The sequence below is a fragment of the Streptosporangium sp. NPDC023615 genome, from assembly GCF_040640155.1.
Taxonomy (GTDB): domain Bacteria; phylum Actinomycetota; class Actinomycetes; order Streptosporangiales; family Streptosporangiaceae; genus Streptosporangium.
On record NZ_JBFABE010000019.1, the window covers coordinates 102,608 to 125,605 of the forward strand.

At 72.6% G+C, this 22,998-nt stretch carries 16 protein-coding genes; 7 read left to right on the forward strand and 9 right to left on the reverse strand.

The window, feature by feature from the left end; translation table 11 throughout:
• Window positions 1–285: 285 nt before the first annotated feature.
• The 5 genes from AB0G16_RS16615 to AB0G16_RS16635 form a co-directional block, all read right to left on the reverse strand.
• Complete coding sequence (locus tag AB0G16_RS16615; protein ID WP_362805289.1) at window positions 286–1,560, reverse strand: MFS transporter; 1,275 nt, start codon at window positions 1,558–1,560, stop codon at window positions 286–288.
• 343 nt (window positions 1,561–1,903) lie between these two features.
• On the reverse strand, window positions 1,904–2,374 hold the full coding sequence (locus tag AB0G16_RS16620) for an ATP-binding protein (RefSeq protein WP_362805291.1): 471 nt from the start codon (window positions 2,372–2,374) through the stop codon (window positions 1,904–1,906).
• Window positions 2,375–2,730: 356 nt separating this feature from the next.
• Window positions 2,731–3,687 (reverse strand): TIGR03885 family FMN-dependent LLM class oxidoreductase, encoded by a 957-nt coding sequence (locus AB0G16_RS16625; RefSeq protein WP_362805293.1) that lies wholly within the window; start codon window positions 3,685–3,687, stop codon window positions 2,731–2,733.
• A 120-nt stretch (window positions 3,688–3,807) separates the two neighbouring features.
• Complete coding sequence (locus AB0G16_RS16630; protein WP_362805295.1) at window positions 3,808–4,875, reverse strand: hypothetical protein; 1,068 nt, start codon at window positions 4,873–4,875, stop codon at window positions 3,808–3,810.
• Window positions 4,876–5,174: 299 nt separating this feature from the next.
• Window positions 5,175–6,242: a hypothetical protein gene (locus AB0G16_RS16635; RefSeq protein WP_362805297.1), complete on the reverse strand. Its 1,068-nt coding sequence runs from the start codon at window positions 6,240–6,242 to the stop codon at window positions 5,175–5,177.
• A gap of 319 nt (window positions 6,243–6,561) precedes the next feature.
• Between AB0G16_RS16635 and AB0G16_RS16640 the strand changes: the two genes are divergently transcribed.
• Window positions 6,562–7,509 carry a hypothetical protein gene (locus AB0G16_RS16640; RefSeq protein ID WP_362805299.1) on the forward strand — a complete coding sequence of 316 codons (948 nt, stop codon included), beginning with the start codon at window positions 6,562–6,564 and terminating at the stop codon, window positions 7,507–7,509.
• A 63-nt stretch (window positions 7,510–7,572) separates the two neighbouring features.
• Here the strand turns inward: AB0G16_RS16640 and AB0G16_RS16645 are convergent, their stop codons facing one another.
• Window positions 7,573–10,518: a glycosyl hydrolase gene (locus AB0G16_RS16645; RefSeq protein WP_362805301.1), complete on the reverse strand. Its 2,946-nt coding sequence runs from the start codon at window positions 10,516–10,518 to the stop codon at window positions 7,573–7,575.
• Window positions 10,519–11,155: 637 nt separating this feature from the next.
• Between AB0G16_RS16645 and AB0G16_RS16650 the strand changes: the two genes are divergently transcribed.
• The gene (locus AB0G16_RS16650; RefSeq protein ID WP_362805303.1) at window positions 11,156–12,415 is read left to right on the forward strand and encodes an Nramp family divalent metal transporter; all 1,260 of its coding nucleotides are present in this window, start codon (window positions 11,156–11,158) and stop codon (window positions 12,413–12,415) included.
• Window positions 12,416–12,545: 130 nt separating this feature from the next.
• On the opposite strand, the gene AB0G16_RS16655 is transcribed toward AB0G16_RS16650, so the two are convergent.
• From AB0G16_RS16655 to AB0G16_RS16665, 3 genes are read right to left on the reverse strand one after another with little or no spacing between them, the layout of a single operon-like run.
• A complete protein-coding gene (locus AB0G16_RS16655) occupies window positions 12,546–13,547 on the reverse strand; it encodes a hydroxyacid dehydrogenase (protein ID WP_362805305.1) in 1,002 nt (333 codons plus the stop codon).
• A complete protein-coding gene (locus AB0G16_RS16660; protein ID WP_362805307.1) occupies window positions 13,544–14,578 on the reverse strand; it encodes a LacI family DNA-binding transcriptional regulator in 1,035 nt (344 codons plus the stop codon). The genes AB0G16_RS16655 and AB0G16_RS16660 overlap by 4 nt, the downstream gene beginning before the upstream one ends.
• Window positions 14,575–16,647, reverse strand: a complete 2,073-nt coding sequence (locus AB0G16_RS16665) for a DUF2264 domain-containing protein (protein ID WP_362805309.1) — start codon at window positions 16,645–16,647, stop codon at window positions 14,575–14,577. Before AB0G16_RS16665 ends, AB0G16_RS16660 begins: the two co-directional genes overlap by 4 nt.
• 292 nt (window positions 16,648–16,939) lie before the next feature.
• Between AB0G16_RS16665 and AB0G16_RS16670 the strand changes: the two genes are divergently transcribed.
• The 5 genes from AB0G16_RS16670 (at window position 16,940) to AB0G16_RS16690 (ending at window position 22,801) form a co-directional block, all read left to right on the forward strand.
• On the forward strand, window positions 16,940–18,226 hold the full coding sequence (locus AB0G16_RS16670) for a sugar ABC transporter substrate-binding protein (RefSeq protein ID WP_362805311.1): 1,287 nt from the start codon (window positions 16,940–16,942) through the stop codon (window positions 18,224–18,226).
• On the forward strand, window positions 18,223–19,263 hold the full coding sequence (locus AB0G16_RS16675) for a sugar ABC transporter permease (RefSeq protein ID WP_362805313.1): 1,041 nt from the start codon (window positions 18,223–18,225) through the stop codon (window positions 19,261–19,263). The genes AB0G16_RS16670 and AB0G16_RS16675 overlap by 4 nt, the downstream gene beginning before the upstream one ends.
• 89 nt (window positions 19,264–19,352) lie before the next feature.
• The gene (locus AB0G16_RS16680; protein WP_362805315.1) at window positions 19,353–20,174 is read left to right on the forward strand and encodes a carbohydrate ABC transporter permease; all 822 of its coding nucleotides are present in this window, start codon (window positions 19,353–19,355) and stop codon (window positions 20,172–20,174) included.
• 24 nt (window positions 20,175–20,198) lie between these two features.
• Window positions 20,199–21,725, forward strand: coding sequence for an RICIN domain-containing protein (locus AB0G16_RS16685; RefSeq protein WP_362805317.1), 1,527 nt, complete (start codon window positions 20,199–20,201; stop codon window positions 21,723–21,725).
• A 197-nt stretch (window positions 21,726–21,922) separates the two neighbouring features.
• Window positions 21,923–22,801 (forward strand): hypothetical protein, encoded by an 879-nt coding sequence (locus AB0G16_RS16690; protein ID WP_362805319.1) that lies wholly within the window; start codon window positions 21,923–21,925, stop codon window positions 22,799–22,801.
• Window positions 22,802–22,998: the final 197 nt, after the last annotated feature.

Genomic DNA, 22,998 nt, shown 5'->3' on the forward strand with positions numbered 1-22,998 from the left:
TCACGACCGTGATCACGCGCATACCGGACGCGTGCGGGGGCAGGGAACCGTCCGCGCACGCCGCCGCGCGCCACGCCCCCGGGCCGTCCGCCCGACGTCCCCGCGGATCAACCAGGGCATTTACACAGAGTCATTAACGCGGTCGGGACGGAAACGCTCCGCGACCGCCGCGGCCGCCTCGCGCCGCTCCGGAGACGGCGGGATTACCGGACACCCACCCCTTCCGCGCAAGATAGTCAAAAAGGGATAAGGTGCGGCACCGATGGAAACACCGAGCGAATAGGACTATCCATCGAGAGGTCTCCCCGCCTCGGACATCGCCACCGCGCGCCGGGTCGCGGCCCCGTACGCGAGGGTGACGACGACGACGGCGATCGGGAAGGCGGTCGCGACGAGGAGCCCGGCGCGCAGTCCCGAACCCCCGTCGTCCGGGAGCAGACCGGCCAGGCCCCCCAGGAGACCGGTGGCGGAGGCGGAGGCGTCCGCGGCGGCCCCCGCGATCCAGGGACCGGCCGCGCCCCCGGCGTCGCCGAAGACGGCCAGCACCCCGAACATGGCCGCGCCCCCGAGGGGGAAACGGGCGGCGGCGAGGCTGAAGGTCCCCGGCCAGAGCAGGCTCACCGCCAGGCCGCAGACCGCGCAGCCGATCAGGCTCACCAGCGGGTCGGAGGCCAGGCAGGCGACGAGGTAACAGACCGTCGCCAGCGCGCCGCACGAGGCCATCGCCGGCACCAGCGGGATCCTCTCCCCCCACAGCCCGTAGACGATCCGGCCGACGCCCATCAGGACGGCGAACAGGCACGGTCCCGCCAGGTCGCCCCAGACCTTGGAGACGCCCAGCCCCTGCTCGGCGAAGAGCGAGGACCACTGCGACATGGTCAGCTCGGCCGCCCCGGCGCAGAGCATCAGCACCATCGCCGCGGCGAAGGCGGGGGCGGAGAAGAGCGCGCGCAGCGAGGTGCGGTGCTCGTCGGGCACGGTGGCCGGCAGCGGCACCCTCAGGAAGGCCACCATGTTGACTAGCGGGACCAGCGCCCAGATGACGGGCAGCACCTGCCAGGCGTCCTGGCCGATCCAGGCCAGCAGCAGTGTGCTGCCCGCCACCACCGCGACCTGCCCCCAGCAGTAGAAGGAGTGCAGCAGGCTCATCGCCGCGGCCTTGCCCTCCTGCGGGCTGGGCAGCGCGTCCACCACGGGACTGACCAGCACCTCCAGCAGGCCGCCGCCGACCGCGTACACGACGATCGCCACGCACAGCCCGGCGTAGGGGGAGGGCGCCAGCGCCGGGGCCAGCGCGAGCAGCACCAGCCCCAGCACCGCGAGCACGTGGGCCAGCACCAGCGGGACGCGGTAGCCGGTACGGTCCACGAACCTCACCGCCACGATGTCGGTGACGAGCTGGGTGGCGAAGTTGAGCAGCACCAGCCGGCCGAGCATCTCCAGGGGGAGCTGGTAGCGGGTCTGGAACACGATGAACAGCAGCGGGGCCAGGTTGTTGACGATCGCCTGCGTGACGTACCCGGTGTAGCAGGCACGGCGGGTGTGGTCGTACGTGATCATGAAGGGTGCCGTGTCTTTCGATGGGAGGCGGCCGTCCCGCACACTACGGGTGCGGCCGCGGACGCCTTCCACCGGCTCTTGCTTCGGGGAGCGGGGGCTCCGGCGCGGGGTGTTCCGGGTCCGGCGGGTGGCCCGGACCCGTCGGGGGTCCCGGGTGCGGCGGGCGTTCAGGACCCCGGCGGGCGTTCAGGACCCGGCGGGCGGTCGAGACCCCGGTGGCGGTCGGGACCCCGGCGGGCGGCCGGGACTCCCGTGGCGGTCGGGACTGCGGTGGCGGTCCGGACGCGGCGGGCGGTGAGGACGTCGGGGACGGCGGTCGCCGGCTCGCCCCCGGCCCGGGGATCTACCTGAGCTGGAAGACGGGGGCGATGGCGGGGCGGGGCGGGGTGGGGGCGGGAAGGCTGATGACGAACCAGACGATCTTCCCTCCGGCGGGGAGGTGGGTCACGCCCCAGTCGTCGGCGAGGGACTCGACGATCTGCAGACCCCGGCCGCCGGTGGCGTCCATGTCGCGGGCGCACACCCGGGGGGTCCCCCCGCCCGGGTCGAAGAGCTCGCCGTGGACGAAGTCCCCGGCGCCGCGGATGCGCAGCGCGCACGCGGCGCCGCCGTGCTCGACGGCGTTGGTGACCAGCTCGCTGATGACCAGCAGGCAGTCGTCGAGAAGCTCGTCCGCGCCCCAGAGGGAGAGCTCGCGGCGGACCATGCGGCGGGCGTCGCGCACGCTCAGGGGGGTGGCGGGCAGTAGGCACTCGGCCGTGTACTCGTGGGCGGTTCCGAGGGACGCCGCGGATGAGTCGTGGTGGAGAGACACTGCGCCTCCTTAAAGTGGGAGCGCTCCCACAACCAAATGTAGAACATCCACCCACCCGTTGGGAATTGATCCCCCTTAATTGTTTCCTCCAGATGTCGCAAAAATGACGAAAAATCCCTCCATCCCATCGCCTTGCCGGAGGGCACCGGACCCCCCTGGCACACGGCGTTCCCGAAGGTCATCGGCCCTCCCGGGCGCGGGTCGCCCGCTCCTTCGGGCACATCGCCCCCGGGGGTCACCGGCTTCCCGCGAGGCCTCGGGCGCCCCAGGGGGCGAGCCCGCCCCCTCGTACGAGGCGAGCCCTCCACGGGCACGTCCTCCGCGGACGCCCCCCCGGCCCCCTCGGGCGCCTCCCCTCAGCGGAGCTGGGGAAGGACCTTCGCGCCGAACGCGTCGATGTAGGCGCTCTGCTCCTGGCCGACGTGGTGCAGGTAGATCTCCTCGAACCCCAGGTCGATGTACTCCTTGATCCGGGCGGCGTGCCAGCCCAGGTCGGAGGAGACGTTCACGGACTCGGCGACCTGGGCGGGCGAGACGTTCTCGGAGACCACGTCGAAGAGCTCGGCGGTCTCCAGGTCCCAGGGCACCGGCGGGGAGAAGACGTTGCTGCGCCACTGGTCGTGGGCGATGGCCAGGGCCTCGTCGTCGCTCTCGGCCCAGCTCACGTGGACCTGCAGGGCCGCCTTGCCCCTGCCCCCGGCGTCCCGGTAGGCGCCGACGACCTCGCGCAGCCGCTCGACGGGCGCGTTCACCGTGATCAGGCCGTCGGCCCACTCGGCGCACCAGCGGGCGGTCTCCGGGCTCACCGCCGCGCCGACCAGCTTCGGGGTGACCTCGGGGCGGGTCCAGAGCCGGGCGCGGTCCACGGTCACCAGGCCCTGGTGGCTGACCTCCTCCCCCTCCAGCATCGCGCGGATGACGTCCACGCACTCGCGCAGCCGCTGCATGCGCAGCTCCTTGCGCGGCCAGCGGTCGCCGGTGATGTGCTCGTTGCTCGCCTCGCCGGAGCCCAGCGCGGCCCAGAAGCGGCCGGGGTACATCGCCCCGAGGGTGCCGATCGCCTGGGCGATGATCGCGGGGTGGTAGCGCTGGCCGGGGGCGTTGACCACGCCGAACGGCAGGTCCGTGGCCTGGAGCGCCGCCCCCAGCCAGGACCAGGCGAATCCCGACTGCCCCTGCCGCTTGCTCCACGGGGAGAAGTGGTCCGACGACATCGCCGCGTCGAACCCCGCCTGCTCGGCCCGAGTGACCGCCTTCAGCAGCTCGGCCGGGTGGATCTGCTCGTGTGAGGAGTGGAAACCGAAAGTCGTCATCGTCCTCGGCTACCCGCCCGGGCGGGGTCCATTCGGGAACGCCCCGTCGGACAGGTCACACCGCTGACCTGCCGTGCGGCGCCGGCCGGGGAGAGCGGCGCCGCGTCCCGGCACCCGGTCTCAGTGGAGCGAGGCGTGGCTGACGAAGGACGGCCGGTTCATACGGGTCGTGGCGCTGTAGCAGGCGACGTTGCGGACCTGCGTCGAGCCGCCGGAGACCCACACGCCCTGCAGGTTGCAGTACTCGGGGCCCGGCCCGTACGCGGTGACCTGGATGTGGTCCGGCGGGGAGCCCAGCGCCCCGAAGGTCACCAGGCGCATGCCGACGCCCGCGCCCTGGATGCCGTTCACGCTCCCCTGGCCGTTGTGGTTCACCGCCGCGGGCACCGGCACGTACGGCCCGGAGTTGTAGGGGAGGTTGTCGAAGGTGTAGCCGAACTTGTACGGCGGGAGCGCGCCGCCGGTGATGGCGCGCTCCCGCTGGTAGGTGAGGGTCCACCCGGTGTCGAGCGGCACGTCCGTGGCGTTGTGGCAGCGCACCTGGACCAGCTGCGCGCCGGCGGACGGCGTCCACGCGCCCACCTTGCACCGGGCCGGCCGGGCGTCGTCGACCGCGGTGACCTGGAGGTTGCCCGCGAGGCCGGCCGACCCCAGGCCGGGCAGCCTGACGGTCCAGACGCCCACCCCGCCGCCGCCGACGACGTTCGTGCCCCCGGCCGAGTTGAACTGGCTCGCGACGAAGGAGCCGGTGTGGTGCACGTAGCCGAACGCCTGCGGCGCGGGCAGCGTGCCGGTGCTCTGCGCGAAGACGATGCTGTACGGGGTGAAGGCCGGGGTGCCCCCGTAGCGGTAGCACTGCACCGCCACCACCATGTCGCCCCCGGAGGGCGCCCACCTCTGCGCCTGGCACCAGGAGGCGGTCGGCGCGACCGACGTGACGTGCACCACGCCGCCCGCGATCCCGATCTTCGGGAACCTCACGTACGTCTGCCCGACGCCGCCGGGAGTGACGCCGACGGTGAATCCGGCCGGCCAGCTACCGGCCTGGTAGGCCGGCGGGGGGGTGCCCGAGGTCGCGTTGACCAGCGCGAACCCCCACCGGTTGGGGACGGACGCCTGCGCGCTCGCGGACGTGGCGGGCAGGCCCGTCGAGAGCAGGGCGAGGACACAGAGGATTCCGAGGATCACTTTCCGTAATCGGGGCATGCCGTTCTCCGTCCGAAGGGGGTGGACGCGATGGTCGCGCCGGCGGGCGGGACGCCGGAGGTCACCGTCCGACCTGCGCTCTTGATAACCCGGCGATCCCCCCTTGAGAAGGCCCAACCTCGCGAGGGTCCCCGGCTCTCCCCCCGCCCGCCGGGTCGGTACCGCGACCGGCCCGGCGCGCCCACGAGGGGAGACGGATCACCGCGACGGCCCGCCCGGACGTGGGTGCCGCGCCGGCCCGTTCCCGGCCGGCGCGGCACCCGCCCTGCCCGCGCCCTGTCTCAGTAGCGGGAGGTGTAGCTGACCATGGACGGCCGGTCGACGCGGGTCGCGGCGTTGTAGCAGACGACGTTGCGGACGTAGACCGAGCCGCCGAAGGTGTTCCACACGCTCTGCAGGTTGCAGTACTCCGGGCCGGGCCCGTACGCGGTGGCCTGGACGTTGTCCTGCAGGGCACCGACGACCGGGAAGGTCACCAGGCGCAGGCCGAGGCCGGCGCCCTGGACGGTGTTGACGGCCGACGCGGAGTTGTAGTTCACCGCCGGGGGCACAGGGGCGTACGGGCCGGGGTTGGCCGGGGTGTTGTCGAAGGTGTAGCCGAACCTGCCCGGCGGGAGCGCGCCGCCGGTGATGGCGCGCTCACGCTGGTAGGTGAGGCTCCACCCGCTGTTGAGCGGCGCGTTCGTGGCGTTGTGGCAGCGCACCTGGACGGCCTGCGTGCCGGCGGACGGCGCCCAGGCGCCCACCTTGCACCGGGCGGGCTGGGCGGGGTTGGCCGAGGTGACCTGGAGGTTGCCCGCGTACCCGGACGAGCCCAGGCCGGGGAGCTGGACGGTCCAGACGCCCGCGCCGCCGGCGACGGTGTTCACGGCCCCGGCCGAGTTGAACTGGCTCGTTATCCCGGCGCCGTTGTAGTGCACGTAGCCGAACGCCTGCGGCGCGGGCAGCGTGCCGGTGCTCTGCTCGAACACGATGCTGTACGGGGTGAAGACCGGGGCGCCCCCGTAGCGGTAGCACTGCACCGCCACCACCATGTCGGCGCCCGAGGGGGCCCACTTCTGCGCCTGGCACCAGTAGGCGGTATCCGATATCGCCGTGACGTGCACCACTCCACCGTTGACCGCGAGCTGCGGGAACCTCACGTACGTCTGCCCGACGCCTCCGGGGGTGACGCTGACGTTGAACCCGGCCGACCAGCTACCGGCCTGGTGCGCGGGGTCGGGGACACCGGAGGTGATGTTGACCAGCGCGAACCCCCACCGGTTGGGGACGGACGCCTGCGCGCTCGTGGCCGCGGCGGTGAGACCCACCGAGAGCAGCGCGAGAACACAGAGGATTCGAGATGTCACTTTCCGTAACCGTGGCATGCAGTTCTCCATCGGTGGGGGTGGACGCGCTCGTGGCGTCGGGGGCGGGATGCCGGGATTCACCACCCGGCCTGAGCTCTTGATAACCCGGCGATCACCTGTTGAGAAGACCCAACCTCACCGGCGCCCCTGACTCTCACCCGCCGGTCGGGTCGGCGCCGCGACCGGGCGGGGGTCGCACGAGGAGATCATGCGGACATCCCGCCGAGTACCGTATGAACATGCGCAGGCGGATTCCCCAGGATCCACGAGACGGGATGTGAGAACCGTGCCGGAACCGGACCCGAACGTTCCACGTGTCATGTGGGGGCTGCTGGAACCCCTGCACGTCGTCACGTACTTCGCCGCCGAGGCACGCGCCGCGGCCGACGCGGTCGGCATGCGCGGCTTCTGGATGGGGTACTTCGCGACCAGGGCGGCGCCGCTCGGACCGGTCGGGCCCGGGGTCGTCACGGCCGCCTTCCACGGGTTCCCCCCGGCCCACGTCGCCCGCGCCCTCCCCGACGCCTGGTCGTTCGCGACCCCCGGGGACGTGCTGCGCGCCCGGCTCGACGGCGCGGGCAACGCGCTGCGGAGCCTGCTGGGCGCCGAGGCCCTCGGATCGGACGAGATGCGGGCGGCGGCGGAGCTGGCCTGGGAGGCCGCCGCCCTGGCCGACACCGCGGGCCGGGTGCTCGGCGCGGCGAACCAGGCGCTGCCCGCGCCCGACGAGCCGCACCTGGTGCTCTGGCAGGCGGCGACCACGCTGCGCGAGCACCGCGGCGACGGGCACGTGGCCGCGCTCGTCGCTCACGACGTCTCTCCGGTCGAGGCCCACCTGCTCAAGGTGGCGGCGGGCGAGACGGACCTGGCCCAGCTCCGGGTGGCGCGGCGTTTCGGTGACGAGGAGTGGGAGGCGGGCGCCGCCGCCCTGCGCGAGCGCGGGTGGGCCGACGCCGCCGGCGTCCTGACGCCCGAGGGCGCGCGCGAGCGCGAGCGGATCGAGCGGCTGACCGACGAGGCGGCGGCCCGCCCCTGGCGGGCCTTCGGGGACGAGCGCACCGCCGCCCTCGCCCGGCTGCTCCGCCCGTTCACCCGGGTCGTCGTGGAGTCGGGCGTGCTGCCCCCCTCCAGCCCCGTCGGCCTGCCGTGGCCGTCCTTCGATGACGACGCCGCCGGCCCCGTCCCCGGGAACGGGGCCGGGGCCGGGAACGGCGACGGGGACGGCCGGGAGCGCGGGCTCCCGGCCGTCCCGTCACAGGTCGGCTGAGCGGGCCGGCCGAGCGGGCCGGCCGGTGGTGGGGTGACCGGCCGGGGACCGGTCACCCGGGGATCAGCCGAACGGCAGCCGTACCGTGGACCGGTTGCCGACGCCGAGGCTGGTGGTGCCGTTGCCGATGGCGTTCCAGACCTCGACCCTCACCCGTCCGTTGGACAGGTTGCCGAGCGTCCCGGAGGCCGACCGCGGCCCTGCGGCGGCGGTGTAGTGCTCCCAGCCCGTCACCGGGTCGGTCGCGAAGTAGCCGTAGGTCTCCACCCGGTCCCAGCTCCCGTTGCCGGTCAGGTCGTAGGAGACCCGCACCTGGGTGCCGTTGGCGATCGTGGTGCCCGCGTCGACGAAGAGGTCGAACGCGGTGGAGCCGCCGTTGTGCGCGGCGGTGAGGCCGGTGGCCGTGAAGACCTGCGCGTTGGTCGGGTTACCGTCGTGGTTGCCGTTCGCCGCGGCCAGCGTGACGCTGCCGGCCGTGCCGGCCGTGCCCGGCAGCGCCCCGCCGGACTGCAGGTAGCGCGTCGCCGCGAACGGGTTCGGGTCCGGCGTCGGCGTCGGGGTCGGGGTGGGCGTGGGGGTCGGGTCGGGGTTCGTGCCGCCGCCGGTCGCGTTGCCGCCGCTCCAGGTGTGGGCGCCCGAGGTGGCCGTCTTCCCGGCCGGCACGTTGAGCACGGTGCCGTTGGAGAAGGTCACCCGCAGGGGGCTCGCGGTGATGTTGGAGGCGACGTAGGTGCGGGCGCCGTTCTTGCCGAACACCTTGGCCAGCGGGTGGTCGGCGGTGAGGGAGGTGTCCACCGTGCCCAGGGCCGCCAGGTTGCGGATCCAGTGGAAGGTGTGCGCCCTGCTCTCCCCCTCCTCGGGGGTGTAGCCGCCGTTGGCCCGCAGGTTCGCCAGCGCCGCGTCCCCGTTGCCCAGGGCGAGGAACTCCCAGATGATGTCCTGCCACACGGTGGGCGGCCCGCCGTTGTTGCGGACCAGCTCGTTGTAGTTGGTGGTCACGTACCCGGGGTTCTCGCCCATGTAGAAGTGGCCGCCGGTGACCGGGAGCATGTTGATGCCCTGGATCATCTCCGGCTCGGCGCTGAACCAGGTGGCGTACGCGCCGCCGCTGCCCCAGACCATGCCGACCGTGCTGTGGCCGAAGGCGGCGGGGAAGTTCTGGTCGCGGGAGTCGAACCAGTACTCCTGGATCGCCGCGGCCTGGGTGGTGTAGATGAAGACGCCCGCGTCGCGGACGGCGGTGTTGCCGGTGGCCTGACCCCACTGGATGAGGGCGTTGGCGAAGTTCATGCCCTCCGAGGAGGACTCCTGGTTGTTGCCCGACCCGAACCCGCCGTGCCCGGACGCCCAGTCGTGGCCGGCGTAGATGTCGAAGTCACGCAGGTACGGGAAGCGGGTGTCGGAGCGGTCGTAGTTGTTGGCGTCGCGGATCAGCAGGTCCACCATGCCGCCGTACTGGCCGGGCTTGGCCCAGTTCGGGTCGAACTTGGCGAGCGTGGCGGCGGCGGCGATGTAGTAGCCGTAGTGGAAGTGGTGGTCGTTGAGCTCCAGGTCGGACCCGTAGGAGGCCGGGTAGCCGAGCAGCGTCCCCCAGGAGGGGTTGTAGTAGAAGACCCGGGTGGTCTTGCCGGGCGAGGCGGTGAACCAGTCGTTGAGGCGTCCGCGGATGGCGTTCAGCGCCGCGTCGCGCACCGACGTCAGGTTGAGCTGGTCGGCGATCTCCGCGATGCGGGCGGCGCGGCCCAGGCCCTTGCCGGTCCAGTAGGTGTCGTCACCGCGGATGTCCATGGGGTTGCCGAGCTCGGCGTTGAGCTGGTTGGTGATCGTGGTGAGATCGGCGCCGGAGCTGTCGGCCACCGCCGGGACCTCGGGCAGCACGCCGGTGTACTTCATCGACGTCCTGAACTGCGTACCGGTGACGATCTTCATCTGGCCGCGCGCGGAGACGTAGGTCTGCGCCAGCGGCGTCGAGCCGGTCAGGTGGTTCCACTGGTGCGGGTAGAGCGCGATGACCGTGCCGCTCTGGCTCCCCTGCCTGGCCGTGGTGGTGAAGGCGTACGTGGTCTCCAGCCTGCTCGTCCCCTGGTTGTAGGAGTACGAGACACGGGTGCCGGTGACGTGGGCGTGCGCGTACTGGCCGTAGGTGTTCGCCAGCGCGGCGCGGTCGCCGCCCGCGGGGAGCACCGCCACGGAGAAGAAGCCCCTGCCCGCCAGCGAGGAGCTGATCGTCGTGCCGCTCACCGACCAGGTGGCGCCGGTCGGGGCGTAGGCGACGTAGTCGCGGCCGCCCGCGGTGAACCCGATGGTCGCGCCGTTGTTGGACCAGACCGACGGGGCGCCCGCGGTGGTGATCTGCGCGTCGCCGCCGGTGACCTGGTAGTACGAGAACGGCAGGCCGTGGCCGATGGTGGCCTTCATGGTCCGGCCGTTGCCGCTCCAGTACGGGGTGACCGTCCAGTCGCTCCAGCCGTCGACCTTGACGTCCGGCGAGTTCAGGCCGGACACGCCGACGCGGATGTTCTCCGTGTAGGGGTAGTGGTACTCCCCCACCCCGGTCGCGGTGCCGCTGATCGCCGGGGTGGTGGTGTAGGACAGGCCCAGGCCGTTGCCGAAGGTGTCGTAGGAGAGCGGGTGGGCGTGCAGCGGCTCGCCGTACGCGCAGTCGGTCTTCTTGAACAGGAGCGACGACCACCAGTCGTTGGTGGGCACGGCTCCGCCGGGGGCGTTGGACGTCACCCACTGGCGGGGGTTGGTGGACAGGGAGCCGCAGCCGGCCGGCAGTGAGCGACCGGCCGGGAGGGTGTCGGCGTAGCTGCCGGCGCCGACCGTGGCGGCCTCGGCGGAGCGGGCGGCGCCGAGGCCGAGCATCCCGGCGACCATCGCGACGACGACGCCGGCGGCGAGCCGCCTCCGGCCGGAGCCGCTTCCGAGGCCGGTACGGAGGAGGCCGGGCCGTCCTCCGCGGGGGTGCGCGCTGTCCGGACCGGTGGTCCGGATCGTGAGATCCATTGGGGGGTGCCTCCGGGGAGAGGGGGTGGACCGAGAGCGGACCGATCTGAGAGAGCGCTCTCTGACCGAAAAGTAACGGGCCGCGACACGGCAGTCAATGTTTCGCGTTGGTAACGAATAGGTAAAGTGCCGAGGTGCAGGCGGGAAGCGGAAGGGCACAGAAAATCGGGCGTTCTATCGCAACGCATACCGCTCCCGGCACACACGTCTCCGATCCGCCTCCTGGCCAAGGAGGCGGAGATCGATCTATCCTGATCTGAGAGCGCTCTCAAAGCCGGTCGGCCCCAGGCGTCGGCCGGCTCTCCCTGACGCCCGCCCGCGGCCCCGCTCGCGCGACCCTCGCCCCGGCCGGCGCCCACCCCCTCCCGCTCCGGACCGTTGAGCCCGTCCGGTGACGGAACGTCACAGATGATAATCAAAAAGTTAGCGTTACATAACGTGCCCATACAGTTACGGGGGCGCCCCGGCGCAGTACAACAAGAGATGGGCCACCCCGGTGGCGCCGGTTCCGGGGCCGGATCCCACGCGGGAGAGGGATGCGGCCCCGATCCACGACCGAGCCCGTGTCGTCCTCGTCCGTCGAACTCCGAAGGTGGGTGCCGTGGATTCCGTTCCACACGCTTCGAGCCCGGAGCCCGTGATCTCTGGTGAGGCCCCCCGGCCGGGCAGGCTCCCCGCCCGCCCGCTGGGGCGGATGCGGCAGCGGATGGTGGGGCTGATGGGGCCCGCGTTCGTGGCGGCCGTCGCGTACGTCGATCCGGGGAACTTCGCCACCAACGTGGAGAGCGGCGCCCGCTTCGGCTTCCTGCTGCTCTGGGTGGTGCTGAGCGCGAACGTCGTCGCGATGCTGCTGCAGTACCTGTCGGCCAAGCTCGGCATCGCCACCGGGCGCAACCTGCCGGAACTCTGCCGCGACCACTACCCGAGACCGGTGGTGTGGGGGTTGTGGTTCCAGGCCGAGATCGTCGTGATCATGACGGACCTCGCCGAGTTCATCGGTGGCGCGGTCGCCCTCAACCTGCTCTTCGGCATTCCCATGCTCCAGGGCGGCGTGCTGATCGCGGTCGCCTCCTTCGTCGTCCTGGCCATCCGCACGGCCCGGCAGCGCAGGTTCGAGGCGGTCGTCACCGCGCTCCTCGCCGTCGTGGTGGGAGCCTTCCTCTACCACCTGCTGAACGCCGAGATCCCCTACGGGGAGATGGCCAGGGGGCTGGTCCCCGGCTTCGACGGGTCGGCCAGCGTGCTGCTGGCGGCCGGCATCATCGGCGCCACGGTGATGCCGCACGCGGTCTACCTGCACTCGGCCCTCACCCAGGAGCGGTTCACCGGCGACCGGGAGTCGCACCGCCAGGTGCTGATCCGCGCCCAGCGGATCGACGTGGTCCTGGCGATGGGGGTGGCCGGCCTGGTCAACATGGCGATGCTGGTCTCGGCGGCGTCGATGCTGCGCGGCACCGGCGCCGAACCGACCCTGCACGGGGCCTACGAGCAGTTCTCCGAGGGGTCGGGGGCGCTCACCGCGACGCTCTTCGCCGTCGCCCTGCTGGCCTCGGGGCTGGCCTCCTCCAGCGTCGGCGTGTACGCGGGCCAGGTCGTCATGCAGGGCTTCCTGCGGCGCCGCATCCCGCTCTCGCTGCGCAGGCTGATCGCGGTGGTCCCGGCCCTGGCGGTGCTGGCGTTCGGCGTCGACCCCACGCACGCCCTGGTGCTGAGCCAGGTGGTGCTCTCGTTCGGCATCCCGTTCGCGCTCGTCCCGCTGCTGCTGCTCACCCGTCGCGCCGACGTGATGGGCGCCTGGGTCAACCGGCGGGCGACCACGGTGGCCGCCGGTTGCGCCACCACCGTCATCGTCGTCCTCAACCTCGTGCTGATCGCCCTCGTCGTCCCGTCCCTGTGACGCGACGGCGGCGGAGGAGACGGGGGCGGGGGCGGGGGCCGCCGGGGAGCGTCCGCCGCGACGCCCCCGGACGGGGGTCGGCGACCGTCCTGCCGCGGCGCCCCCGGACGGGGGTGCCCCGGGGGGCGGTTCAGGCGATCCGGTCCAGGTCCGCCGGCCGGACGGCGCCGCGCAGCGGGCCGCCGCGCGCCAGCCGTTCGACCTCGGTGACCGCGAACTCGCCCAGGCGGCGCAGCTCCCTGCCCCTGGCCCCGCTCAGGTGCGGGGTGACCAGCACGTTCGGCAGGGCGAGCAGCGGGTGCCCGGGGGGCAGCGGTTCGGGATCGGTCACGTCGAGGACGGCGGCGATCCGTCCCCCGGCGCAGTGCCGTACCAGGGCGTCGGTGTCGACGATGGAGCCGCGGGCGGTGTTGACCACCACCGCGCCGTCGCGGAGCAGCGCGAGGCGGCGCCCGTCCAGCAGCCCGCGGGTCTCCGGCAGCGCCGGGGCGTGCACGGTGACCAGCTCGGCCCGGCGGCAGAGCTCGTCGAGCCCGACGGCCTCGGCCCCCAGGCCCTCCGCCTCGGCGGGGCCCACGTAGGGGTCGCTGAGCAGGACGCGCGCGCCCTGGTCGCGCAGCCGTTCCATCACCAGCCGTCCCACCCGGGAGGCGCCGATGACGCCCACGACCGCCCCGTTCAGGCCCCCTCCCGCGCCCGGCGTGGCCACGCCGGGCAGCGCGTCGCCCGACCAGCCGTCCGCGGAGTACGCCCGCGCCCTGACGAACACCTGCTTGGCGGCCAGGACCAGCATCGCCATCGTGAACTCGGCCACCGGCTGGGCGTTGGCCTCGGCCGCCGAGGAGACCGCGATGCCCCGCTCGAACACCGCGGGGGTCACGTGCCCCTTGACGCTCCCGGCGGCGTGCACGACCGCGCGCAGCCCGGGGGTCCTGGCCAGGACGCCCTCGTCGATCGCCGGGCACCCCCAGCCGGTGATCAGGATCTCCACGTCGAGGGACGGGACGAGGTCGAAGGAGTGGAGCACCCCCTCGCGCACCCGCGCGACCCGCGACAGCCGGTGCCGCAGGTCGGGCGGGAAGAGCTCGGGCAGCAGGTCCGGCTGCATGGCGAACGCCGCGGACGGGGTCATCGGACGGTGATCGGCCGGACCGAGTCCCGGACCACGATGTGGGTGCCGAGAACCGTCGGGCCGGAACCGTCGCGGCCCAGCGCCATCCGCACCGCCGTCCTGCCGAGCTCGTCGTGCGGCAGGTGCACCGTGGTCAGGCCGAGGTCGACGGAGGGCGGCACGTCGTCGTAGCCGACGATCGACATGTCGTCGGGCACCCGCAGCCCGCGCTCGCGCAGCGCCTGGATCGCTCCCGCCGCCACCAGGTCGTTGCCCGCGAAGATCGCGGTGAAGTCGACGGGGCCCGACGACAGCCGCGTGGTCATCGCGGCGTACCCGGCCGCGCGGGAGAACTCGCCCTCGACCTCCAGCGTGGGGTCGGCGGCGACGCCGTACCCGGCCAGCGCGCTGCGGTAGCCCGCGACCCTGCTGTCGGAGGTGGAGTGGCCGGGGCGCGACCCCAGGTAGAGGATCCTGCGGTGGCCCGCCGAGAGCAGGTGGGAGGTCACCGCGTGGGCGCCGCCGGCGTTGTCGAACCCGACGACCAGGGCCGGGCCGCCCTCCTCCAGCGGCGGGCGCCCGCACAGCACCAGGCGCGAGCCCGCCGCGGCCAGCGAGTGCGCGTACTCGGTCATCCGCTTGCGGTACTCCTCGTCCACCACGACGCTGCCCACCAGGATGACGGCCTCGGCCCGCTGCTCGCGCAACAGCTGCACGATCGACAGCTCCCTGCCGGTGTCGCCGCCGGTGGTGCAGATCAGCGAGAGCCTGCCCTCCCGCGCCGCCTGCTCCTCCACCCCCTGGGCGATGTAGGCGTAGTAGGGCACGGCCACGGTGTTGACCACGATGGCGATCGCGCCGGGCCGGTCCGCCGAGAGCGCCCTGGCGTGCGCGTTGGGCACGTAGTCCAGGTCGCGGACCGCGCGCATGACCTTGTTGCGGGTGGCGGCCAGCACCGGGTAGTCACCGGCGAGCACGCGCGAGACCGTGGCCACCGAGACGCCGGCGCGACCGGCCACGTCCCTGATGGTGACGCGTTTCACCGTGCTCATCCGGCCTCCCAGGTGACGACGTCCCCGTCCGGGCCGCGCCGCCGGTAGCGGGGCCGGTCGCCGAGCGCGACCTCCACCCGCTCACCGCCGGGCAGGGCGATCTCCACGCCGTCCCCGCGTACCCGCAGGTCCAGCGTAGTGCCGGGCCGCCCGCCGCCGAGGACCGCCGGGGCGCCGGAGGACGCCGGTCCGCCGAGGGCCGCCGGGTCGCCGGAGGACGCCGGTCCGTACAGGGCCGCCGGTGCGCCGAGGGTCACCAGGGAGGCGAACAGGGCGCTGCCGCCGGGGTGGACCGCCTCCAGGTACGGCGTGCGCGTCTCCGGCCCGAAGGCGGTGCCGCCGGGCGAGCAGGAGGTGCCCTCACGCTCCCAGCCGTACAGGGGGGTGATCGAGCTCTCCGGCCCTCCCCGCGGCACGGCGTACCCGGCGTCCCGGACGGTGTGACCGGCCGGTGCGGTGACGCGGTGTACCCGGATCTCGGCGGGGCCGTGCACGACCGAGGCGCTCTCGACCACGACCTTCCCGCCGGGCAGCGTGTCGTCGGTGTACCGCGAGGCGGCGAACCGGTCGGCCACCCCGATCCGCTCGACGCGCCGGCGCCGGCTCGCGGTGCCGTCCGGCGCGACGACGGCCAGGTGGTTGTCGAGGAGCGGACGGGCGTCGGGGGGCACGTGGCGGTCGGAGACCTCGTGGTCGTCGAGGGGCTCGCGGTCGCCGAAGGGGTCGTGGTCGTCGGGGGCCACGTGGTCGTCGAGGGCCTCCCGGTCGTCGAAGCCCATGTGGTCGTCGAAGGTCACCTGCTCGCCGGCGTCCCAGCCCCCGCCGTCCCCGGCGGCGACCGGCGCGGTGTGGGTGGAGTAGGCGAGCCTGGCGTAGTGCGGGTCGTCGACGGCCTCGGCCGGGGGCGGCGCGTTGTGGTCGCTGCCGTGGTTGAGCAGCCGGACGATCCCGTCGCGCCGGGTGGAGTGCAGCAGCCAGCCGGGCGCGGGCAGGGCCGTGACCCGGTCGGCCGTCTCCACCGGGGCGGGTTCCTCGGTCGCCGTCCAGACCGCGTGGCCGGCGGGCAGCAGCAGGCCGATGAAGCCCTTGCTCGCCCAGTACGGCGAGGCGGGTCCGGAGTAGGGCTGGGTGACCGGCAGGAAGGGACCGTGCCAGCCCAGGCTGAGCAGCCCGTCCTCGCCCACGGCGCCGCGGTCCAGGAAGTGCCGCAGGGTGCCGCTGGCCAGCCGCCGCGTCGTGCCGGGCGACAGGGGGGTGGCGTCGAAGAGCTCGCCGAGCCACAGCGGCGCCGCCGCGGCGAACCGGTAGGTCAGCGAGCGGCCCTGGTGGACCGGGGCGCCGTCGGCGGCGAACATGCGCGCGTACCCCTCCAGGAACAGCCGGAGCCGGTCGCGGTAGACGTCGGCGGGCGCTCCCGACATGCGCGTCCACCAGAGCGTGTACAGGTGCATGGCCCAGCCACAGTAGTAGTCGTAGTTCTGGCCGTCGCCGTCGGTGTACCACCCGTCGCCGACGTACCAGCCCTCGACCTGCTCCAGCGCCTCGGCGATCTCCGCCGGGTCGTGCGGGGCGCCGACGTTGGCCAGGAACTGCTGGATGACCACCTTGAACAGCACCCAGTTGCACGGCCAGGTCCGGGTGCCGACGATGCCGCCCAGCCATCCGGCCAGGCGTCTCCGCACGTCCGGGGCGAGGGTGTCGTAGAGCCCGCTCTCGTGCAGCGCCAGGGCGATCGACGCGGCCTCGACGATCTGCTGGGAGTTGTCGGCCAGTGCGGGCCAGGCGTAGGGCGAGGCCGGGTCGGTACCGCTCGCCAGCCCCTCGGCGTAGCGCTCCAGCACGGCGCCGTCGCCCCGGAACGCGGCGAGCAGGAACGTGCGGGCGAAACCCTCCAGTCCGTCCGACTCCGGGCCCGCCCAGCTCTGCCTGCCGGGCAGCCGGATCTGCGCGAACCCGGGCACCGCGTACGGCACGACGGCCTCCAGCAGGCCGTCGGCCGCGGCGAGCCAGTGCTCGCGGGTGTAGCCGGTGCGCGGGGAGGCGACCCGATCGTCAGGCGGCAGTCTCATGGAACTCCCCGGGCCAGGTAACCGGTTACTAGATGTCGTCCTGACGCTAAGAGCTCTCCCGCCGGGGCGTCAAGAGCGGTTTCGAGGCTTTGTAACGAAAAGTTAACAGATGACGAATGACAGTCGGCATAACACCAGTACAAAGGCTTTCAGTCCTGCGGAGCCGGGTATCCGGCGTTCATCAGAACCTTGACGGCACCTGATCACACGTCTAGCGTCCGCCTCAGACGTCTAAGTAACCGGTTACCTGGCATCGGCGCCGTTCCGTCCCCCCACGCGAGAGGTGACCCCGATGGACAGCTCCCCCACGCGCCGCGGATTCCTGAAGGGGTCCGTGCTCTTCGTCGCCGGCGCCGCGGTCTCCGCCTGTTCCGGCGGCGACCCCATGGCCAAGGCGGGGGGCGCCTCCCCCGCGGGCGCCCCCAAGATCACGCTGAACCACTGGTACCACGAGTACGGCGAGGCGGGCACCCAGCAGGCGGCCATGCGCTACGCCGCCGATTTCACCAAGGCCAACCCGGACATCGCCGTCAAGGTGTCCTGGATCCCCGGCGACTACGCGACCAAGTGGACGGCCGCGGTGCTCACCCCGGGCGGCCCGGACGTCTACGAGGTCAACGACGTCAGCCCGAACATGGTCAAGGCCAACCAGGTCGCCCCGCTCGACGACGTCCTCGGCGCGGAGAAGGCCGACTTCGACCCCAAGGTGCTGGAGGCGTACACCTGGGGCGGCAAGGTCTACGCCGTCCCCATGGTCGTCGACCTGATGCTGCTCTTCTACCGCCCGTCCCTGTTCCAGAAGGCCGGGCTGCCCGTCCCGACCACCTTCGACGAGCTGTCCGGGGCGGCGAAGAAGCTCACCGCGGGCAAGCAGAAGGGCCTGTTCGTCGGGAACGACGGGGTCGGCCCGCTGGCCACGGTCGTCCCGTGGTCCAACGGCAACCCGCTGGTCCGGGACCGGGAGATCGTCTACGACGACCCGGCGGTGGTCGAGGTGCTGACCGCGCTGAAGGAGCTCTACGACGCCAAGGCCACCCTGCAGGGCTACTCCACCGACTGGTGGGACCCGGGCGCGCTCGTCACCGGCGCCGCCGCCATGCAGTGGGGCGGCCTCTGGGCCGTGCCCGCCATGACCGAGGCGCTCGGCGACGACGTCGGCACCTTCCCGCTGCCCGCGTTCAAGGCCGGCGGCGAGCCGGTGGTCAACATGGGCGGCTGGGTGCAGGTCGTCAACGGCAAGAGCGCCAACCTGGAGGCCGCCAAGCGCTACGTCCGCTGGCTGTGGGTGGAGAACACCGCCGCGCAGACCGACTGGAACCTCGCCTACGGCTTCCATCTCCCGCCGCGCACCAGCATCGCCACCCAGGCCGACAAGCTGCGGACCGGGCTCGCCAAGACCGTGATGGACGCCACCACCGCCAACGGCGTCAAGCAGCCCGCGCTGTGGACACCCGAGGTGCGCCAGCCGTACACCGACGCGGTCACCGCGATCGTCAAGAAGGACGCCGACCCGGCCAGGACGCTCGCCGAGGCGGCCAAGCGCTCCCAGGACATCCTCGACCAGATGCCCGCGCTGTGAACCCGGCCCCCGCGACCGAGGCGCCCTCCACCGGGGGCGCCGGCGGGCCCGCGCCGAGACGCCCGTGGCGGACGGGGCCGGGCGGGCGGGCGGCGGGCCGGGCGGGGTGGGCGGGGTGGGCGCGGAACTGGCCCGCCTGGCGCGCGTTCCTCGTCCTCACGCTGCCGATGGTGGCCGGGCTGTTCGTGTTCAAGTACGTGGCGATCGGCTGGGGCCTGCTGCTCAGCTTCAACGAGGCCCGCGGCACGATCAGCCTGGGCGCCTGGAACGGCCTGGAGAACTACCGGCGCCTGCTGACCGACCCGGCGTTCACCAGGTCCCTGGTCACGATCGTGGTGTTCACGCTGATCATCGTGCCGGTGACGTTCGCGTTCGCGCTGGGCCTGGCCGTGCTGGTGAACCGCCTGCGCGGGGGCCGGGCGTTCTTCCGGACGACCTTCTTCATCCCGGCGGCCGTCTCGTACGTGGTCGGCGCCCTGGTGTGGAAGATGAGCCTGTTCAGCGGCACGCCCTCGGGGGTGGCCAACAGCCTGGCCTACCTGCTGGGGTACGAGGAGTCGATCGGCTGGGTGGCCACCGTGGACCCGCCGCTGTACTGGATCGTGCTGGTCACCGTCCGGCTCTGGCTGCAGACCGGCTTCTACATGATCCTCTTCCTGGCCGGGATCCAGCAGATCCCCGCCCAGCTCTACGAGGCCGCGCGGGTCGACGGGGCCGAGTCGGGGTGGCGGCTGTTCCGTCACATCACCTGGCCGATGCTGCGCAACACCTCGGTGGCGGTCACCCTGCTGCTGATCATCAACGCCTTCCAGGCGTTCGACGAGTTCTACAACATCCTCGCCTCCAACCTGTCGGGGCTGGGCGGCGCGGACGGCAGGACCCCGCTGATCTACCTGTTCCAGACCGCGCTCGGCGAGCAGAACTACGGCGCGGGCTCGGCGGGCGCGTTCGTCGTCACGCTGCTCATCGTGGCCTTCACGCTGCTGCAGGGCCGCTTCGCCGGTTTCGGCAGGTCGGCCGAGGAGGAGGCCCGATGACGGCGACGACACCGGTGACACCGCCGACACCGGCGACACCGGCGACACCGGCGACGGGGTCCGCGAGGCCGGTGAGGCCCGCACGGCCGGTGAGGAGGCGGAACCTGGGCTCCTACCTGGCGGTCGTGGTGCTCGCGGTGCCGTTCCTGCTCCCGTTCTACCTGCTGGTGCGCAACGCGCTGACGAGCAGGCGGGAACTCGGCTCGCTGGACTGGCACTGGTGGCCCGAGACGGTGAGCCTCCAGGGGTTCGCCGACGCCTTCGGCAACGAGGCCGTGCCGCTCACCCACGCGCTGTGGAACTCCACGCTGATCTCGACGATCTCCGCCCCGGTGGCGACGCTGCTGGCCTCCATGGCCGGGTACGGCCTGGCCCGGATCCCGGTCCCCGCGTCCAGGCCGGTGTTCTTCTTCATCATCGTCACGATGATGGTGCCGGGCGCCGCGACGTTCATCCCCACGTTCGTCGTGGTGGGCTCGATGGGCGGGGTGAACACGCTGTGGGGGCTCATCGTGCCCGGCCTGTTCAGCGCGTTCGCGGTGCTGCTGTTCCGCGGGTTCTACCTGCGCTTCCCGCGCGAGCTGGAGGACGCGGGCCGGGTGGACGGCCTGGGCCACCTCGGCCTCTACCTGCGGCTGGCGCTGCCCAACTCGGGCGCGCTGTTCGCCTCGCTCGGCATCCTGTCCTTCATCGAGCACTGGAACGCCTTCCTGTGGCCGCTGGTCATCGGCCAGGACCCGGAGTTCTGGACCGTGCAGGTGGCGCTCTCCACCAACCTCAACCAGCAGGCGGTCAACCTGCCGGCCCTCTTCGCCGGGGCCCTGGTGGCCATCCTGCCCCTGGTCGCCCTGTTCCTCGTCGCCCAGCGCTACATCGTCAGGGGCGTCCTGCTCAGCGGCGTCAAAGGCTGACCCCCCTTCGAGAGGAGTCCTCTCATGCCCCGTCCCCGTCCCCGCCGCCTCCTCCCTCCGCTGTCCGCGCTCTGCCTGGCCCTGGCCTGCGCGCTGGGGGCCGCCGCCCCCGTCCGGGCCGCGTCGGTTCAGGGCGCGTCCGCCACGGCGCCGGCCGGCGTCACGTCCGTCCAGGACGCGCCGGCCCGTACCGTGTCCGCTCAGGCCGCGCCGGTCACGGTGCCGGTCGGCGTACCGTTCACCGACACCTCCGGCAACGCGCTGCACGCCCACGGCGGCGGCGTCCTCAAGGTCGGCGCGTACTACTACTGGTTCGGGGAGAACCGCAACGCCGACGGCACGTTCCGCTACGTCTCGGCGTACCGGTCGACGGACCTGAGGAACTGGGAGTTCCGCAACCACGTGCTGACCCAGTCCAGCGCGGCCGAGCTGCGGGTCGCCAACATCGAGCGGCCGAAGGTCGTCTTCAACGCGAGCACCGGCCAGTTCGTCATGTGGATGCACAAGGAGAACGGCAGGGACTACGGCGAGGCGCGGGCGGCCGTGGCGGTCTCCTCCACGGTGGACGGGAACTACACCTACCTGCGCAGCTTCCGGCCGCTCGGGCACATGTCCCGGGACATCACCGCGTTCGTGGACACCGACGGCACCGGTTACATGATCTCGGCCGCCGACGAGAACTACGACCTGCACGTCTACCGGCTGACCGCGAACTACACCGACGTCGCGACCCTGGTACGCGTCTGGGACGGCGACCACCGGGAGGCGCCGGCCCTGTTCAAGCGGAACGGCGTCTACTTCATGCTGACCTCCGGCGCGACCGGCTGGAGTCCCAACCAGGCGAAGTACGCCACCGCGACCAGCATCACGGGCCCGTGGAGCGCCTGGCAGAACGCGGGCGACAGCCTCACCTTCGGCTCCCAGCCGGCCTACGTCCTGCCGGTCCAGGGCAGCCAGGGCACCTCTTACCTGTACCTGGGCGACCGGTGGGCCGGGGCCTGGGGCGGACCGGTCAACGACTCCCGGTACGTGTGGCTGCCGGTGCGGTTCTCCGGCGACACGACGATGAGCCTGACCTACACCCGTCAGGTCACGATCGACGCGGCGGTCGGCACGATCAACGCCGTCGGCTCCGGCTACGACCGGCTCACCGTGCGCCACTCCGGCAAGTGCGCCGACGTCACGGACCAGTCCACCGCCGACGGCGCCGCCGTGATCCAGTACACCTGCGGCGGCGGCACCAACCAGCAGTGGCGCATCCAGACGATCACCGGGGGTTACGTCCAGATCGTCGCCCGCCACTCGGGCAAGTGCCTGGACGTCAACGGCGCGAGCACCGCCGACGGCGCCGCGATCCAGCAGTACGCATGCGGCACGGGGACCAACCAGCAGTTCAAGCTGGCCGACGCCGGAGGCGGCTACCTGCGGCTGGTCGCCCGCCACTCGGGCAAGTGCGTGGACCTTCCGGGCGCCTCGCAGGACGACGTCCAGTTCAAGCAGTACCCCTGCGGCACCGGCACCCACCAGCAGTTCACCCGCGCCGCGCTCTGACCCCGCGACGGCGGCCGCCCCGCCCCCCTTCCCGCCCGTCCCCGTCTCGCGTACCGGCAGGCCCGGTAGGCGAGGCGGGACTTACCGGCGCATTCAACGGACAAGATAAGAAAGTGTCCAAATGCGGACATGATGGCAACCGAAGATCCTTGCGACACGTCTCTCCTATTGCCCCATGTGTCGCTACAGGAGTCGCCGTGCGAGCCCCCTCTGTCATCTCCGCCGTCCTCCTGGCCTGCGGACCGGCCCTGCTCTCCCTTCCGGCGCACGCGGCCGTGCCCGAGACGCCGAGGAGCCGGACCGCCGCCGTGCACGTGATCACCACCATCGTGGAGTACGAGTGCACGACCGACGGCGAGACCCAGCCGCAGAACATCAAGGTCCAGGTCGAGCTGACCCTGCCGGCCACCGCCACGCCGAACACGCAGGCGACCATCGGCTGGCGCGGGATCTACGCGGCCGGCACCGGCCTGAAGGCGCCCGCCGCGGGGCTCACGACCGGCACCTCGCTGTACGCGTACGCGGGCATCAGCGGGATGTCCGGGCTGACGTCCGCCACCGGGACGGGGGTGCTCGATCCGGTCGCCGCGGGCCAGGTGATCCCGCTGCCGGCGACCACGGTCGAGTTGAGGACCACCCCCTCCAACGCCGGGACGGGCAAGGTGAAGCCGGGTGCCCTGAACTTCGGGACGGCTCCCCAGAATCCGGTGATCGAGTGCGAGGTCGGCAACAAGGATCTCCTGACCCCCTACGACCTCGTGATCGGCGGTACCGGCGGGACGGCTCCGGACACCGGCACCGAGCAGCAGACCGACACGAGCACCGACACGAGCACCGACACCGCTACTGACACCGGTACCGACACCGACACGGGCACCGACACCGACGCCGGGGCGGACACCGACGCCGAGGACGCCGGGGCCGGTGAGGTGGACAGGACCCCGGCGGGGTCGGCGGAGACCGGGGGCGGTGGTGAGGCCGGGCCCGACGGCCGGCCGCTCGTGGCGACCGGCTCCCTGCTCGTGATCACCGCCGCCGGCGGGCTCATGTTGCGCCGTCGCCGTGTCGCGCGCTGACCCGGGCCGCCGACGCCTCGTCCGAGCCTCGGCTCGGATCCCGGCCGGGCTCGGGCCCACGCTCGGAGCGGGCCCAGGCTCGGAGCGGGCCCAGGCTCGGAGCGGGCTCGGCTCGGGTCAGGGGCCGTTGCGAGCTGTTCGTCGCGGCGCCGCCGGGAACGCTCACCGGCGAGTCCACCCCGTTCTATCTCTACGAT